This window comes from Geobacillus proteiniphilus (genome assembly GCF_001908025.1).
Classification (GTDB): domain Bacteria; phylum Bacillota; class Bacilli; order Bacillales; family Anoxybacillaceae; genus Geobacillus; species Geobacillus proteiniphilus.
The window spans coordinates 60,037-75,550 of record NZ_MQMG01000009.1; the positions used below are offsets into that span (position 1 = coordinate 60,037).

Here is a 15,514-nt window from a genome sequence, read left to right on the forward strand (position 1 = left end):
ATTGAGTCATTAATATGAGAACAGCACGGATATAACAGTCCTATTCTTGCGCTTATGCCAGCCAAAAGCAGCATAACATGTTCCCATTATGAAAGGAGAATGAACATGGAAGAGTATATGTTAGAAACCCATCATTTAAGCAAAGCGTTTGGCAAACAACTCGCGGTGGATGATGTATCCATGAAAGTCAAGAAACATACGATTTATGGATTGCTCGGACCGAACGGAGCCGGAAAATCAACAATTTTGAAAATGCTGACAGGGCTGTTGCGTCCTACAAAAGGGGAAATCGTGATCAACGGCCATCCTTGGAGCAGAAAAGACCTGAAAGATATCGGCGCACTGATCGAATCCCCGGCTCTTTACGGCAATTTAACAGCCTATGAGAATTTACTTGTTCATGCCAAATTGCTTCATTTGCCCGACTCGCGAATCCAAGAAGTTTTGAACATCGTCGGCTTAGAAAATACGGGGAAAAAGAAAGCATCTCAATTTTCCCTTGGCATGAAGCAAAGGCTAGGAATTGCCAAAGCTCTTTTAAATGATCCGAAACTGCTCATTCTCGATGAACCAACAAACGGATTGGATCCATTAGGCATACAGGACTTGCGAAAACTCATTAAATCGTTTGCCGAAAACGGAATCACCGTCATCCTATCCAGCCATATTTTGTCAGAAGTCAAACAATTAGCCGATTACATTGGTATTATTCAAAACGGGAAACTCAAATATCAGGGCAAAATCGACGAAAGCCAAGATCTTGAAAAACTCTTTATCGATGTAGTGAACGAGCAATGAAGGAGGATGGGAGTCATGCTCAATATGTTCCAGTCAGAACGCTTAAAATACAAGCGGACGTTTGCCAAAAAGCTTGTATTCATCGCTCCGCTTTTCTTTGTCCTGTATGCCATGATCACCATGCCAACCATGAATTCAACGCGCCATTATTTTGAATACACGGTATTTAATTGGTGGCCGTTGATTTTTGTTCCAATTGGAACGGCCTTGATCGCTTCCCTTTCGGCGGCAAGGGAGAAAAAGTCAGGAAACGATAAAGCGTTGCGTTGTCTCGACATTAGCATTGTGCGTCTATGGTGGAGCAAAATCGCCGTCATCGCCTATTATATGCTGCTCTCAACCATCGAGCTGATCGTCCTGCTTGTTTTATTGAAATGGTTTTTGCCCAACAGCCTCTCATCAGCGACGGTGGCCGTATTCGCCAGCTTGGTCATTTGGTTGACCTCTTTAGCCTATATCCCGATCGGATTATTTATTGCCGAGCGGTTCGGGATGGCGGCCTCGATCATGGTCAGTGTCATCGGCCTCGCCTTAGGGGTAGTCATGGCCGCACAACCTTATTGGCTGTTCATTCCATGGAGCTGGGGAATGAGGATGATGTGCCCGATCATCGGGGTGCATCCGAACGGCGTTCCTTTGGAGAAAGGGAATCCGCTATTGGATCCTTCTGTCATTCCGACAGGCCTAGCCATCGCCCTTGTCATTTTTCTGTTGTTATCTTTTCTAACCGCCGCTTGGTTCGCGCGAAAGGAAGTGCATTGACATGTCGTTTCTTCGCCTTCTGTCATCCGAATGGATCAAAACGAAACGCACAGCGATTCGGATGATGGTCATCATCACGCCAATCATTTATCCGCTCTTTATGGTATGGTATTTTTCGAACTACCGCACCCCCATGTTGTGGCAGATGAAAATCTATCAAGGATTTTTTGAAGTGCTGGCCGTTTCATTGCCGATGATCATCTCCCTGCTTACCGGGCTGATGTCCTATCAAGAAGAAAAAGCAGGAAGTTTCATGAACATCTTGACCGGTCCTGTATCCAAAATCAAATGGTATGTTGGCAAACTCACGCTACTCATCTTTATTGCATGCGCGGATATCTTGCTGGCGACGATTCTCATGCTGTTCGGGATGAAATACGTACTCAAAGTGGTCCACATTCATTATGATGTATTTTTGCAGGGAGCCATGCTCTCCATCGTGGGCTCACTCATCCTTTTTTCCATGCATCTGTTCATCAGCTTTGCCTTTGGAATGGGAGCCTCGATCGCAGTAGGAAGCGGCGGATTTCTGATTGCCGCCCTTATTGGGGCAACTTCCTTAGGCGATCACATATGGAGCTACATTCCTTGGGCTTGGGCTGTTCGTCTCTCACAATTTCCGATTTTGATGATGCCCGAAGTAAAGCAAACCTTGGGGGCGCAGTTGTTAAATTCCTATTCGCTATCATTATGGGAAGGAATGGCCTATGCCCTTCTAGGGTTCATCATCGTAACCATCATTGGTTCAATCTGGTTTCATCGCTGGGAAGGAAATAAACCACATGAATGAAAGTTCACTTCTCCCTCTCAACGGGATGTTAAAAAAGGAGGTCTTAGAGCAACTATGAAAAACTCCATCTTACTCCTCATGTTGATTGGAGTTCTCTTCATAGGAGGTTGTTCACTTGTCAGTGACTTAAAAAAGACAGCAACACAAAATATGAAGATCGATCGGAAATTACCAAAATACGAGTTAAACAAAGACAATTTGCAAGAAATTTACTATCAAGGCCGGACGTACATCATTCAAGCAGCAAAAGTAGACCGACATCAATTGAAAAAACCGATCGGGAAAGTAGCAGAGACGATTACCATCAATGAGCATCATCAAATCTTGAGTAAAAAAGAACTGCGAAAGATCGAAGTCATTCCCGATCAAACGGATGAAAAACGAACTCACTTGAACTTTGGTTGGGTATACAGCATCAAAGGCGTAAACCCGGACGAAGAAGTGGCTGTTACAGTTAACCACCAATTTCTAATTGCGAAAAGAAAATAAAGGCACAGAGACTGTCAGCTAGGGAAATAGAAATTCCTCCCTAGCTGCATTCTCAACTTTACTATAACGGCGGAAAGCCCATAAGATTGGATGACCAATCAGACAGCTCCTTAATATAAAATTCAACCGTCGCTCCACCTTTTTCATTGTTGTATGCCCAAATTTCACCTTCATAATGATTCACAATTCTTTTGGCAATATACAGTCCTAATCCAACATGATTTTTATACTGCTTATCTTGGTAAAAAGGCTGGAACAACAAAGACGTATCGTTTTCTTTAAACCCCGTTCCTGTATCTGAACAGCGAAAATAGATTTTACACTCATTCCCCTCTTTTTCATCATGTACTTCCAACTTAATTTCCCCACTTTTTGTAAACCTCAGGCTGTTGTATAAAATATTGTCCAACACTCTCATTAACATCGCTTCATCAAGTATGTAACATGATTTTTGCAAATTCACATCAAAGCGAATGTTTATCGATTTTTGATGATAAACCATTGTTGAGATCTCTAGTTTTTTCTCATCAAGGATTTGCCTTAAATCCACTTCTTTTGCATTCAGTGAGAAGTGGTCATCCTCCACTTTATAGAGCAACGACAAATTATCTGTCAACATGGTCATCTTCCCACAGTTTTTGCGAATAATCTCTAAATGGGGAGTGACATCAAAGTGGTCCAGCTTTCTCAAATCTTGAATTAAATCAATTTGTCCTTGGATGACCGTTAACGGGGTTCGGATATCATGCGCGATCGATGATACCATCATTTTTCGTTCGTCATCGGTCTTTGCTAAACGTTCCACCATTTCTTTCAGCGCACTGATCATGGTATTAAAGGAATCCTGGATTTTCATAAATTCTTTTCTTTTCAACCCCGAGACTTGAAAATCAAAATCCCCGCTTGCAATGTGATCAGAAGCCTCGAGCAACAATTTGACATTATGGAACAATGATTTGTACAGCCTAGATGTAAAGAAAATCAAATAGACAATAAAAAAGATCAACGGAGAAATAAGCAGCACAGCATAAATCAGCACGGCTCCGAAGCGATTTTGATTGTTAATGATAAACCCAAAAGGCGCTTTCAACACATACACCGCTTGAATGGCGTTATCATGTTGAATGGGAATGAACCGATACACATAGCTTCCTTTTACAATGTCACGGTTGATCGCTTTACTAATATCCACTTGATCATCTATAATTCCTTGATCACCATACAGATGCTTACCGCTGATGTCTACAACTTCTCCCTGTATCTTTTCACTGTAACGATGGATGGGAATCAATCTCCCCTTGAAAATAGCCTCTTCGTTTTCTTTCACCTTTTTTTCAATCAGATCCAAATCTTTCACGAAATAATTGGTCGGTTTCACCACATGGTTCGTAGTTAATGTCATAATCAAATAGATTACGCATAAATAGGTAACGGCCGAAGAGATCACTGTTGCCAACACTACCTTCACAACCAACAAGTAAAAATCTCGTTTGATTGTTTTATCGTTTTTCATTGCTCACATCCCATTTATAGCCGAGCCCATATAATGTTTGAATATAAGAGGTTTCTGGATCGACGGCCTTGATTTTTTTTCGAATATTTTTGATGCTTTCTGTAACCGTGTCTAACTGGCTATCGGAATCAATCCCCCATACTCGTTCAAATATTCTTTCTTTGGAGAAAACGACCTTTTGATTCAGCATCAACAACTTCACAATCTCATATTCTTTTTTTGTTAACGGTAATTTCCTTCCTTTACAAAAGACTTCGTTAGCCAAAAGATCAATCGTCATATTTTTAGAACTCAAAAGATATCTCTCGTTCGAACGAATCCGTTCTTCCCTTCTTAAATGGGAATCAATTCTCGCCTTTAACTCCTTTAAGCTGAACGGCTTGGTGATGTAGTCATCCCCACCGATCGACAGAGCCAAAACTTTATCTTCCTCCAACGTCTTTGCACTGACAAAAAGAATCGGGCAATCAACCCGGTCACGAATCAAGCGACACAACTCCATTCCGTCAATTCCTTCCATCATAATATCCAGCACAATCAAATCAAAATCGTCGTTCATCATCTTCAACGCTTCTACACCGCTGTGGACCGTTTCTACCTGATAATGATGAAGCTCCAAATATTGTTTAATTGTGCAGCAAATATCTTCATCATCATCAACGACCAAAATCTTCTTTTTGTTCACTTTTTGATCCCCCATACAGTTGAATAGCGTTTTAACCTATTCCATCCCCATATCATGGGGTAATCTCATAACACCGTTGCGTTGTTCATAGGCGCAATGTGAAACTTTACTCTTTGTCGCTTTTTACTAAAAAATACGTGCGTCTTGAGTGACGCCCGGGTGAAAGGCATCCCTTCTCCATGAACCTTTTCCAACATATTTGATCGATTACTGGTCGATCGAACAACACCACTTCTAGGTAGTTGTTCGATCTTCCGTTACGCCAAGGTATGACGGAAAACCCTCTGCGGCTTGCCTCCAACAATCGATAAGCCAGCTTTTCCATTGTATATAAACAACATTTAAACTTCAGATAATAAAAATGCACAATCCCAAGGCGTTTTTTTAGAGTTTTGTATAGCTAATATCGTCAATAAAATTCCAGCTGTTCCATCGATTAGTCCCACATAATCATAATATTTCGTGCTTCCTTCGCTATCCTCAATATTTTTAAAGCCAAAAGGAAATTCCTCATTATAAAATTTTATTATATCATCAACTAATTTGCAGGCGGCTTCCCTAAAATCGCTGATATTCGTTTCTTCATAAAATCTGTTGCATATATACGCAACTCCCGATAAACCATGACAAAAGGAAGGAGAAAAAATGTTGTAAAGCCGTTTGCTTGCCAGTTTCATTCCGCTGACAGCACAATCAATGTATGATTGATTGTTTAGGGTTTTACCTGCTATAAGTAACGAATAAGCAACACCAGGCGTGCCATAACACCATGCATCCCTTGTATCTTTGTTTAAGACAGATCCATTTTTGTATTCCTCTAGAGAAACATGGGTCCCCCAATAAGATCCATTTTCATCTTTAATTTGAAACTTCATAAGAAAATCAGCTAGTCTTTGAATGCATTCATCTTGCCCATCTACGTAAATATTCAGTTTTTTGGCATTGCACAAGACAATTAGTAAAGCAGGTATACCGTGAGACAACCCAATGTTAAAGAAACCCGATGGCCATTTTCTCCTTTCGATTTCTGAAAAAGAATTCATCGGAGGAATATACCATCCAGGAACTTTTATATCTTCCACTTGTTTATCTTGAGACAAATCTACAATGTATTTTAAGATTAACGTGATACCTTTTTTTATCTCTTTTGTAAATAATAGTAAGTAGCTCGCTATACCCGCTACTCCCGAAATAGCATCATAATCGTCCATATTCGGATACGGTTTCTGTTTCAAATAATCGATCATTTCTCCGATTCTTTCTTCGATGACTTGATTAATATTTGAGATAAAGTTTTGATACCTTTTTCCTCCCTTGGATAAACATACTGCAGCAAGGCCTATCCCTGCCAATCCGGTAAACATAGATAAAGAAGGGAACCCGTGTTGATTTATTTGTTCACCGATTTTTTTCATGTATTGATGCCCTAATAAATCCCAACCTTCATCCGGATATTGTTCGCTCAATTCGCCGTACAGCGCACATAAGGCTGGCAAACCATGGCTTAAACTTAATTCATTAAACGGATTTATCGTCTTGTTTCCAATTTTAATATAATTACTTGGGTGATTCACGATTCGCTTCATATTCTCATAATCCGACAATTTTTTCGCAACATTACAAACCAGCGCTTTCATTGAGACGCTCATACTCCTCCTCGTTTTTCAAAGCTTCCAATTCATACATTCTTCTGTATAACTCGTTCGTAGCTAACAGTTCCCAATGCGTGCCTATACCGACAATTTCCCCATCATTCATCACTACGACTTTATCGGCAAGCTTAGCTGTTGATAGACGATGCGAGATAAATATACCGATTTTATCTTTTGTCATATTGATAAACATATCAATGACTTCTTTCTCTGAAATGGGATCCAGTGCCGAGCTAGGTTCATCCAATATATATACGGATGCATCCCTAAATAACGCCCTAGCAATAGCTACTTTTTGCCACTGTCCTCCCGAAAGCTGAACACCGTCGACAAACCATAAACCAAGCTGAGTATCTAAATCCTCGATAAAATTTACTCTCGCCCTCTCCATGGCTTGTTTTAATTCTCCGTCACGATCAATGCGCGTAATATCGCCAAACCCCACGTTTTCCCTTAATTTCAATTCATACTTCACAAAATCTTGGAACAACACGGCAATATTTTTTCTCAATTGTTCCGTATCCAAATCATTGATGGACACACCATTATAAAAAATGCTATCCTCATCGTGCTCATACAATTTCAATAAAAGTTTTATAAGGGTGCTCTTTCCTGATCCATTTGCACCGACGATGGCTATTCTTTCCCCTTTGTTGATGTCGAGGTTAATATTTTTCAATACTACTTTTGGATTCGTTGGATAACGAAACGTTAAATTTCTTATCTTAATACTTTCGATTTTGTCTATCCCCGATACGAATCGGTCTTCTTTGTCCAATACTTCTTCGTCTAACCCCAAAAATTCAAACAGTTGGTTGATATATAAATTGTTTTTATACAAAGAATGGATGATATTCAATATTTTCTTAGAGTTACTGGAAATTAAGTTCAAGGCCTGAATAAGCCCCACGACGTGACCTATAAGGATTTCACCTGCCAACGCCGAAATGATGATGATAACAAGTACGGTATTGATACATATTTGTTCAACGAGCTCAAAAATAAATGTAAAAACCGTTCTTCTTTTAAAAAGATGGATATCCTGTCCAACGAATTTTTTGTTGATTTCTTTAAATTTGTTCAAAATATACCCTGCTAAGTTATATATTTTGACTTCTTTGAACGTGTTGTCTCTTGTCATTAGGTAAGACAAATACCATGATTTCCTTTTTTCCGGTGCACGCAACCAACTAACATTAAACTCTCTTTGGCCAATCTTGAAGAAATAAAAAGAAAAAACGAGTGGTATGAAGATTAATATAATCAACACCCAAGGTTTCCAATGGATCAGGATCATCATCGATGAAAAAAATGTTACAATCGCCGATATTGCACCTAATATGGATAAAAACACTTCAAATGGTTTATACGGCGTTTCATTCTGTACTCTTTGCAACATATCATAAACTTCGGCATCCTCAAAATGCCGTAAAGACAATTTTGTACACTTGTCCATGATTTGCAAATTAAGTTTGTAGTTGATGAGAGTTTGAAATTTATTTTGGTAATATTCCATGAAACTGCTGATGATCTCGCTGAGTAAAACAGCAGAAATATAAAAGATCAATGCCGATATGATAATACGAATATTTTGGGACCCGATTGCATTCAACAAGTTTTGCGAACCGAGCAATGTAACAATAGGTGCGCCTCCCATTAATAAGCTTAAGAAAATAATGATAAAAAAACTTTGTTTGTCGACGTTCTTTATAAGAACAAGTGTCTTGGGAACTATCCTTATTGATTTCACAATATCTTTGATGGTAACGTGATCATCATACTCTTTTATATTCATAATATTTTCAATCCCCGCATGCTAAAATTAGATCTTCTTCCCGTCATTAAAGGCTTTTTAACCTAAGTAAACAGGAGAGGGCTTGTCGATCTTTTGTCGGTAGCTTTTGTTGAAAAAAGTCCAAGTCGTGGGTCCATTTATATGTCATCTCCTCAATGCTTGGACAAATGGATAACATCTCTAATTTTTTAAGACTAATCCATGAGCTTTAATATACTTTAATGCATATAACGTATGGGCAACTAATGTGCGGATTTTCTTTTCAAACTCTCGATCAATGCCGAATAACCTGTTACAGTGTAAATGAATCACACTGTCTAAAATGGATAATTCAGAAGAAGCTTCGAGACCGTCCTGGATCTTGCTTGCATACTCTTTTATGCTTCTGTTTCTTTGGTTCAAAACGTTTAATAATAACATCCCCTCATCAGTGTCTCTTAACCCTTGCCAATCATTATCCGTATTACAAACTTTCATGTAAACAGATCGATTCTTTTGAAAATCTTCACGATAGTCTTGTTTGTTGACTTGCTGTTGCAAGAAATCCAATTGACTTTCATAATCTAGGCCGAACTGTTCCATATAATGAATGATGGAAACCATTCCGATCACTTCATCGCTAAAATGAATATGTTTCAAACGTTTTAGCTTTAATATGTCTTCTACTACTATGCTATCGAAGAAAAATAAGTTTTCTGCAAGACCGATCAATTCTGTTCCACCATAACGCTCAATTTCTCTTTCATAGCAGTCGATGGAAAAACGACTTAGCACTCCTTTTTCGATTAACGTTCGCAGCCATTGTTTCATATCCGGATAAATCTGCAGAAGTTTCTCTTCACTGGCATTCAGTCTTAATCTTATATGTTGCTCGGGGTCGGCATACCGTATATAGAAGTACTTTTCAATTTCTCCTTTAGCCAACTTTTCACGGCAATATTCCGAAAGATAAAAGGCGATTAAATCATCCGCTCTAGAATTGACCCCGTACAATTTTAAATAAAGCCAATCTTCAAAAGGCAACTTGACTCTTATATCTGAAAAACTTGGGATATGACTTGATTTTTTCGGTTTGGCGTACCATTGATTATTTTCTTGTTTCACTTTCACTAACGGAATCACCAATTCACAAACATATTCTTTTTCGGCATCATCTTTAACTAAATGAAGATCAGCATCTTCATAAGAACTTAGAATAATGTTTCCATATCCATTGTTAAATTCGTGATGAAGAATTCTTAAACAATTCTCATCCTCCGTATTCAACAAAATCCGATTATCTGCAAAAGTCAAATAAACATATTTTGGCACATCGTAATCATAACAAAAGTTTTTAAAACGCTTTTTAAATTCCGTAAAACTCATTTTGTCGTTTGTTTTAATAATCTTATTGATCACCCATTTTCGTGGTGCTATGACGAAATTTTTGTATTCAATTGCCGGTATGTAAGCATAGTCTTGAAAGATCGTATCCCAAGGAAAATTACACCAAATTTTTTTGCCATCCAAGCTTATATCATACAAAAAACGAATGGCATTCGGGGCATTTTGTGTGTTCAACATATTATTCATAGTAATAATCAACTTTTTATTGAGTGTTTTGCTTTTGGCATAAAACATATCGTTTTCTATGCCGATCAGAATATCACTTAAGCTCAATCGATGATATTCATCTTTGCTGCTGTTAGTAAACAACGCAAGTTCGTATTCGCTGTTATGAATATTTCTTGTCACATTGGCATGTCTCGTTTCATTTGGCAAATAAACGAGTTCACAAGTTACATACTCGCCATCATCGTTATTCAAGTTCAGCATTTCTTCATTTAACGTTTCGAAAAGTTTCTCTTCCCCTTCCATCATATAAGAAAATCTTCCAAAACTTTTCCCCGCATGGGTCGATCCTAAATTAGGGCCAATATAGTATTTGAAATGATTGTTCTCAAGATCTTGTTCTGAATCACATTTTATGATTACGTTAATATCTAATGAATCCGGGATGCTGTTGTAATCATAGTCATCTAGACCCAATTCTTTTATCTCGTCTTCTGTTATTGTTATACTTTTTTTATCTTTAACCGCCTCGATATATTTATGAAGAAAATATTCTCTTAACTGCTCATCAATCAATTGATGGGGCACACCTACAGCGAGTCTTGCGTTTTTAGGGTTTGTATAATCCATAGGTGCTCCTATACCGAGATCATTATCAAGCATTTCTAGTAAAGGAACTTCTCTGTCCACACCATATTTTTCGATAAATTCTTGCTTGTACCTCGAAAATGGAGAATCTGTTTGTTGATAGGTCATCGAAAAAGGCAGAAGTATGTGCATTAGTTCATTTAAATCTTTTATCACTTGCTTGTTCAGCTTCTTTTCTTGTAAGTTTAACTTCATATCAACTTGTAACACATTTTTGGTATCTGCTAACTTTTTCATTTTTTTATGTAACTCTTTATATATTTGCTCCCCTTCTCCTAACGGGGTCATGGTATATGTGCGAATCTTTTGTTGAATATCAATTAACTCGTTGCTCCACTCTTCTATAAGGCTTTCTTTCAATCGTTTTATCAGATAATCAAGCTGATCCATCACTGTTAATGGTGGGCGAAGATTGGAAATTAAAAATTCGTTTTCTATTAGTTGCTTGAGAAAATGTTCAATTTTTTCCTCACTCGTATTTGGAAATTGTTTGATTAATTCTTTTTTTAATGTTTGGTAATGGATCAAGTTACTAGCTAATTCACACGTGATTTTAAAAGGAAGGGTGACTCTGACGCTGATTTCATGGACTCGCTTGTCGTTGTCTTTTCGTGTCGAATGTAGTAAATATGCCCGTTCTCCTTTTAAAAATATACTGTCGTTAACCGTGAACCATAATTGATCATATTGTTCTTGTTCCAATTTCTTTACAATCTTCATCAGCCATTCTAAATCCGGTCTAGCAAATTTCTTATACTTATTCTTTCCATATCTTATTGATGTATTTTCATCCGTGTATTTACCAAAGTCTACTCCTGCAAAAAGACCGAATGGCGTTGGTCTCGTGCTAATTCTTATCAAATACTTATGAATGGCTTTGAGAAAATAATCATATTTTTTTATTTCCTTGCCGTTGCAAAAATCAATCATTTTATTATATAAACTTTTACTCGCTACTAAGATACTCTCTCTAAATACAGGGTTATGACAAATTTCCAACAGATGCTCTTTCATTTCTCCCTCAGTCAGTTTTTGATCAAAAAATCTTAAATAATTGTCTACTGATAAAACCGGTGTTCGAATCATAAACGTATCGATGTTTTTAAAGATAAGATCTTTCATAAATCAAGCCTCCAACTCAATGATTCTCAATCTTCCGTAAATTGCGTGACTCTTTTTACAAGATCTGCACCCAATTACAGTGCTGAATTTGTCCTGAACCACGTTGCAAAGTAGGTATGGAGGGACCTGTATTCATGATTTGAGTGATTTCTTCCGAATGTTAACTGTCCTACAGCCGGATAAAATGTTTCTCGATTTTTTGACATTGACTGAATTCGTATTCTTTAGTTGATGATGTTGCGCTCACCTCAACACTTATTAGGTTGCTAGTAGTAATTATGATATTTATTACAATTTCTTCATTTATATAGTGGGTTCTTAAGCACAAGCTTCACTTGATATTCTAGAGAGCCGGTGTTTTAACTGAAAATACCGCTTTCCAGCGATATTTTTTAAATTGAGAAACATGCAAAAACGGCTTGGGCGATATCGTTTCGATCTTTGTGAAACACATTGGCAATGACAGTATCTTTCAGCCATTTCCACAAGCGTTCGATCGGGTTCCGTTGCGGTGAATACGGAGGAAAGTAAATGAAGTGAAAACACTATCCTTCTTCCCGCAAAAATTCTCTCACCATTTTGGTGTGATGAATTCGAGCGTTATCCAGCACCAAGACGACGAGTCGGTCCGAGTAACGCTCTTTGAGAACTCGCAGGAAATCTAAAAACGTTGTGGCATTGGCTGCCCCTGCTTGATGAAGAACCGTTTCGCCATCGTGGACGTTGACCGCGCCAAACAGCGATATGTGAGCATGATGGCCGAACGTAGGCACTTGCTTTTGACGGCCAACCTCTGACAATGTCGTACGCAACACATGATACGACCGGATATGCGTTTCATTCGATGTACAACAGGATGAAATCCGAATCCATTAAGTTTTTTTATCAGGTCCATTTGTTTCTCGAAGTTTTTTTGCCGGTCCGGATCTCCTTTCGCCAACGTGTAGGTCGTCCGGGTCCAAGAAAGCCCTTTTCGATGCAAGAGCTTTCGTAATGCTTCGCGGGAAATGGATATGCTGTAATGGTGGTACACATAGAAGGCCGGTGAATTAATGAAAAAGGCAACTCATCCCAACTCTTTTTCAATTAGAGAAACTTTGTCAGATCTGTTCTCCTTGCTGATCAAATACCGCTGGTTTGAGCAAAAAACTTGTTTTTCACCAGCCTTATAGGATTGAAGGATGTTCGTATTCCACGCCGAAGCGATGTCCCAGCCCAGCTCCACAGGTGTCGTGGTCAACACGAGGTGTGTTTGATCTCTTCCTGCTGTTCTTCGGTGAGAAACGGCTACCAGGGGCAAAATCCCGATGAAGCAGGAGTTCAAGGCCGCCTTCGTTAAAAAGCGACACATAATGGGAAACGGTTGGGCGGCACACATTGACCATGGAAGCAACCTCTCTGCCCAAATAGCCTTCCATGACAAGGCGGACTGCCATCACACGTTGGCGGAGATGAGCGTTTTTGATCTTCCGTTCCTGCTTGCGGAGTTTCCGAGGCGTCCATCCGTGATCATGGGTGATTTTCAGCCGTTTCATGTCTGATTCCGCTCCTTTTCCATGCTTTTCCTTAGGAGCAGTATAACCGGAGTGGGCACCACTTATGCGAAGGTTAACTTTTCAATGAGCATGTATATAGCATTTTCAGCTTGTGGTGTATTTCAACTTCCTGCACATGCACAGCGCACTCAAGGGCTGGGTTCCGGCGTCATCCTAAAACTCGCCGATCTTCCGCATATGATGGTCCGACGGACAAATCCCCGTCCCTTTGACGCAAGAGTTTCTCCAACAAGAAGCGGCTTAGCTTTTTTGTCCTCCCAAGCTCGCTGAGCTAAAGACCTGCCAAATTCGGCGAAGCGAATAATGGACAAGGGCTTCTTCCCGCCCTTGCCCTTATACTGACTCCTTTTCTCCCTTGACGAGTGTCGATCAAGGGTGAATCCAAGCGTTAAATCCCCTTTATTTTCTTTGGAAAGTTGTCTTGTGATCAATTCTCTTGGAATTTTCCAACTCTTCCATGGTTCAATATGGATGTTGAGAATTATAAGTTATTAGCATCGAATGCAAGAGTTACAAGATACACAAGAATTTTGCGTTAAGCACATTAAGATGCCTGTGATGCAACCCGGGGTACAAAGAGATTTACTTGTAATATTAGGTTGTACAATGTTGTCCTGTTTTTTGACAACAATGTCCAAATCGAAATCATCCAACTTCGCCATTCTTCATTCCCTCCTTTCCATATGTTGATATTTATCATTAACTACTTGATGAAAGATGTATAAAGACATCATAGATTCCATCTTTTTTCACCAAGCAGTTAATGTAAAGCTAAAAAGCTCCTTTTTCACATTTAGAATAGATCGAAATTCTAAGATTTTTCTAATGTATTGGTATATATTTTTTATAATTTTCTTTAATTTATTGTGATTATAATATGGGATTGCCTCCATAGCCATCAAGTTAAGAAAACAGGAATAAATATATGCCTCATTGGACCATCCTTTTGAAGACCTCATAATGTCTTAGAAAGGGTGGTTTTTTTGAAGACGTCCTTATCTCTCCAAGAAGAATGGCATTGTTTTTTAGACGGATTAAGAAGCGTGTTATCGTGCGAAGAACTTGAACATATGGCCCGAGATCATCAATTTATTCAACGAAAGGGGAAGTTACGCGCCCATGATTTCGTGGCACTTTGCACATTTCTCCAGGAAGGAGGCGGTCAAAAATCATTGGTGCAGCTTTGCAGTGCTCTAGCTCTCAAGCAAAACACCTCTCTGAGTGCGGAAGGGCTCAATCAACGGTTTAATGAAAAAGCGGTGAGTTTCCTCAAAGCGGTGTTTGAAAAACTGCTCATTCATCAGACTCAGGAGGCCCGTCGCTTATGTCCAAGACATTCGCTGTTTCTCCGGATTCGCATTCTCGATTCCACGTCGTTTCAACTGCCTCCTGAAATCCAGGGGATTTACGAGGGATGTACGGGGCCTGGGGTGAAAATTCAGCTGGAATATGAATGGCTAGAAGGGAAGGTTCTCCATGTGGACGTCGAAGATGCCCGTCATCACGACGCCGCCTGCGGAGCGTCCCTTCTATCGACCATCCAAGAGGGAGACCTTTGTTTGAAAGACTTAGGCTATTTTTCGCTTGAGGGATTGCAAGCCATTCATGACGCCGGGGCCTTTTATATTTCACGGCTCAAACACAATGTAGGGATTTACCAAAAAGAAGGGGACCGATTTCGAAAATGGGAACCAGAGGATTTCCTTGCGGTGCTGCAACCGGGAGAAACCATGGAACTGGAACATGCGTATGTCAGTGGAAAGAAAGTTCATCAACCGCGGCTCATTGTGTATCGGCTGACAGAAGAACAGGAGCGACAGAAGGAAGGACAATGGAAACAGAAGGCGAAACAAAAAGGGGCCGCGTACGTGACGCGACGCCCCCACCCAATATATGTATATATCACCAATATTCCAGCGATTTATACCTCTTTGCACGAAATTCATACGCTGTATTCTCTTCGCTGGCAGATTGAGGTGGTATTTAAGACATGGAAATCCCTGTTTCACATTCATCGATTCAAACCGATGAAAGGGGCTCGCTTTCAGTGCCACCTGTATGGAACATTGATTGCCTTATTGATCAGCTCCACTGTCATGTTTAAAATGCGGGAATGGCTCTATCGAAAACAGAAAAAGGAATTGAGCGAATAT

The 15,514-nt window shown here is 39.4% G+C and carries 13 protein-coding genes and 1 pseudogene; 5 read left to right on the top strand and 9 right to left on the bottom strand.

What is annotated here, in order from left to right; all coding sequences use genetic code 11:
- Window positions 1-105: 105 nt before the first annotated feature.
- The 4 genes from BRO54_RS05000 to BRO54_RS05015 are packed head-to-tail and all read left to right on the top strand — an operon-like array spanning window position 106 to window position 2,839.
- Window positions 106-798, top strand: coding sequence for a lantibiotic protection ABC transporter ATP-binding protein (locus BRO54_RS05000; RefSeq protein ID WP_074043296.1), 693 nt, complete (start codon window positions 106-108; stop codon window positions 796-798).
- Between the two features lie 15 nt (window positions 799-813).
- Window positions 814-1,560 carry a lantibiotic immunity ABC transporter MutE/EpiE family permease subunit gene (locus tag BRO54_RS05005; RefSeq protein WP_074043297.1) on the top strand — a complete coding sequence of 249 codons (747 nt, stop codon included), beginning with the start codon at window positions 814-816 and terminating at the stop codon, window positions 1,558-1,560.
- A gap of 1 nt (window position 1,561) precedes the next feature.
- Window positions 1,562-2,350: a lantibiotic immunity ABC transporter MutG family permease subunit gene (locus BRO54_RS05010; protein WP_074043298.1), complete on the top strand. Its 789-nt coding sequence runs from the start codon at window positions 1,562-1,564 to the stop codon at window positions 2,348-2,350.
- Between the two features lie 54 nt (window positions 2,351-2,404).
- Window positions 2,405-2,839: a NisI/SpaI family lantibiotic immunity lipoprotein gene (locus BRO54_RS05015; protein ID WP_074043299.1), complete on the top strand. Its 435-nt coding sequence runs from the start codon at window positions 2,405-2,407 to the stop codon at window positions 2,837-2,839.
- A 61-nt stretch (window positions 2,840-2,900) separates the two neighbouring features.
- Here BRO54_RS05015 and BRO54_RS05020 read toward each other — a convergent pair whose 3' ends face one another.
- The 9 genes and pseudogenes from BRO54_RS05020 to BRO54_RS05070 form a co-directional block, all read right to left on the bottom strand.
- The gene (locus BRO54_RS05020; protein WP_074043300.1) at window positions 2,901-4,352 is read right to left on the bottom strand and encodes a HAMP domain-containing sensor histidine kinase; all 1,452 of its coding nucleotides are present in this window, start codon (window positions 4,350-4,352) and stop codon (window positions 2,901-2,903) included.
- Complete coding sequence (locus BRO54_RS05025; protein ID WP_074043308.1) at window positions 4,339-5,037, bottom strand: response regulator transcription factor; 699 nt, start codon at window positions 5,035-5,037, stop codon at window positions 4,339-4,341. The genes BRO54_RS05020 and BRO54_RS05025 overlap by 14 nt, the downstream gene beginning before the upstream one ends.
- A 341-nt stretch (window positions 5,038-5,378) precedes the next feature.
- Window positions 5,379-6,674 carry a lanthionine synthetase C family protein gene (locus BRO54_RS05035; RefSeq protein WP_239691210.1) on the bottom strand — a complete coding sequence of 432 codons (1,296 nt, stop codon included), beginning with the start codon at window positions 6,672-6,674 and terminating at the stop codon, window positions 5,379-5,381.
- Window positions 6,655-8,484 (bottom strand): ABC transporter ATP-binding protein, encoded by a 1,830-nt coding sequence (locus BRO54_RS05040; protein ID WP_074043302.1) that lies wholly within the window; start codon window positions 8,482-8,484, stop codon window positions 6,655-6,657. The genes BRO54_RS05035 and BRO54_RS05040 overlap by 20 nt, the downstream gene beginning before the upstream one ends.
- 180 nt (window positions 8,485-8,664) lie before the next feature.
- Complete coding sequence (locus BRO54_RS05045; protein WP_074043303.1) at window positions 8,665-11,805, bottom strand: lantibiotic dehydratase; 3,141 nt, start codon at window positions 11,803-11,805, stop codon at window positions 8,665-8,667.
- 392 nt (window positions 11,806-12,197) lie between these two features.
- Window positions 12,198-12,584, bottom strand: a pseudogene (locus BRO54_RS20435) (IS630 family transposase); the annotation flags it as partial.
- Complete coding sequence (locus tag BRO54_RS20440) at window positions 12,467-12,838, bottom strand: winged helix-turn-helix domain-containing protein (RefSeq protein ID WP_223812567.1); 372 nt, start codon at window positions 12,836-12,838, stop codon at window positions 12,467-12,469. The pseudogene BRO54_RS20435 and the gene BRO54_RS20440, both read right to left, overlap by 118 nt.
- Before the next feature lie 133 nt (window positions 12,839-12,971).
- Complete coding sequence (locus tag BRO54_RS19370; protein WP_011229806.1) at window positions 12,972-13,340, bottom strand: helix-turn-helix domain-containing protein; 369 nt, start codon at window positions 13,338-13,340, stop codon at window positions 12,972-12,974.
- Between the two features lie 512 nt (window positions 13,341-13,852).
- The gene (locus tag BRO54_RS05070; RefSeq protein WP_011229795.1) at window positions 13,853-14,023 is read right to left on the bottom strand and encodes a gallidermin/nisin family lantibiotic; all 171 of its coding nucleotides are present in this window, start codon (window positions 14,021-14,023) and stop codon (window positions 13,853-13,855) included.
- 321 nt (window positions 14,024-14,344) lie between these two features.
- Here BRO54_RS05070 and BRO54_RS05075 point away from each other — a divergent pair.
- The coding region (locus BRO54_RS05075) for an IS4-like element ISGka3 family transposase (RefSeq protein WP_074043304.1) at window positions 14,345-15,514 on the top strand (1,170 nt) is incomplete at its 3' end.

What these genes read in the sequence shown, in the direction of transcription:
- BRO54_RS05000 (WP_074043296.1), top strand. Translation starts at nt 106, where the DNA reads ATGGAAGAGTATATGTTAGAAACCCATCATTTAAGCAAAGCGTTTGGC.
- BRO54_RS05005 (WP_074043297.1), top strand. Translation starts at nt 814, where the DNA reads ATGCTCAATATGTTCCAGTCAGAACGCTTAAAATACAAGCGGACGTTT.
- BRO54_RS05010 (WP_074043298.1), top strand. Translation starts at nt 1,562, where the DNA reads ATGTCGTTTCTTCGCCTTCTGTCATCCGAATGGATCAAAACGAAACGC.
- BRO54_RS05015 (WP_074043299.1), top strand. Translation starts at nt 2,405, where the DNA reads ATGAAAAACTCCATCTTACTCCTCATGTTGATTGGAGTTCTCTTCATA.
- BRO54_RS05020 (WP_074043300.1), bottom strand. Translation starts at nt 4,352, where the DNA reads ATGAAAAACGATAAAACAATCAAACGAGATTTTTACTTGTTGGTTGTG.
- BRO54_RS05035 (WP_239691210.1), bottom strand. Translation starts at nt 6,674, where the DNA reads ATGAAAGCGCTGGTTTGTAATGTTGCGAAAAAATTGTCGGATTATGAG.
- BRO54_RS05040 (WP_074043302.1), bottom strand. Translation starts at nt 8,484, where the DNA reads ATGAATATAAAAGAGTATGATGATCACGTTACCATCAAAGATATTGTG.
- BRO54_RS05045 (WP_074043303.1), bottom strand. Translation starts at nt 11,805, where the DNA reads ATGAAAGATCTTATCTTTAAAAACATCGATACGTTTATGATTCGAACA.
- BRO54_RS19370 (WP_011229806.1), bottom strand. Translation starts at nt 13,340, where the DNA reads ATGAAACGGCTGAAAATCACCCATGATCACGGATGGACGCCTCGGAAA.
- BRO54_RS05070 (WP_011229795.1), bottom strand. Translation starts at nt 14,023, where the DNA reads ATGGCGAAGTTGGATGATTTCGATTTGGACATTGTTGTCAAAAAACAG.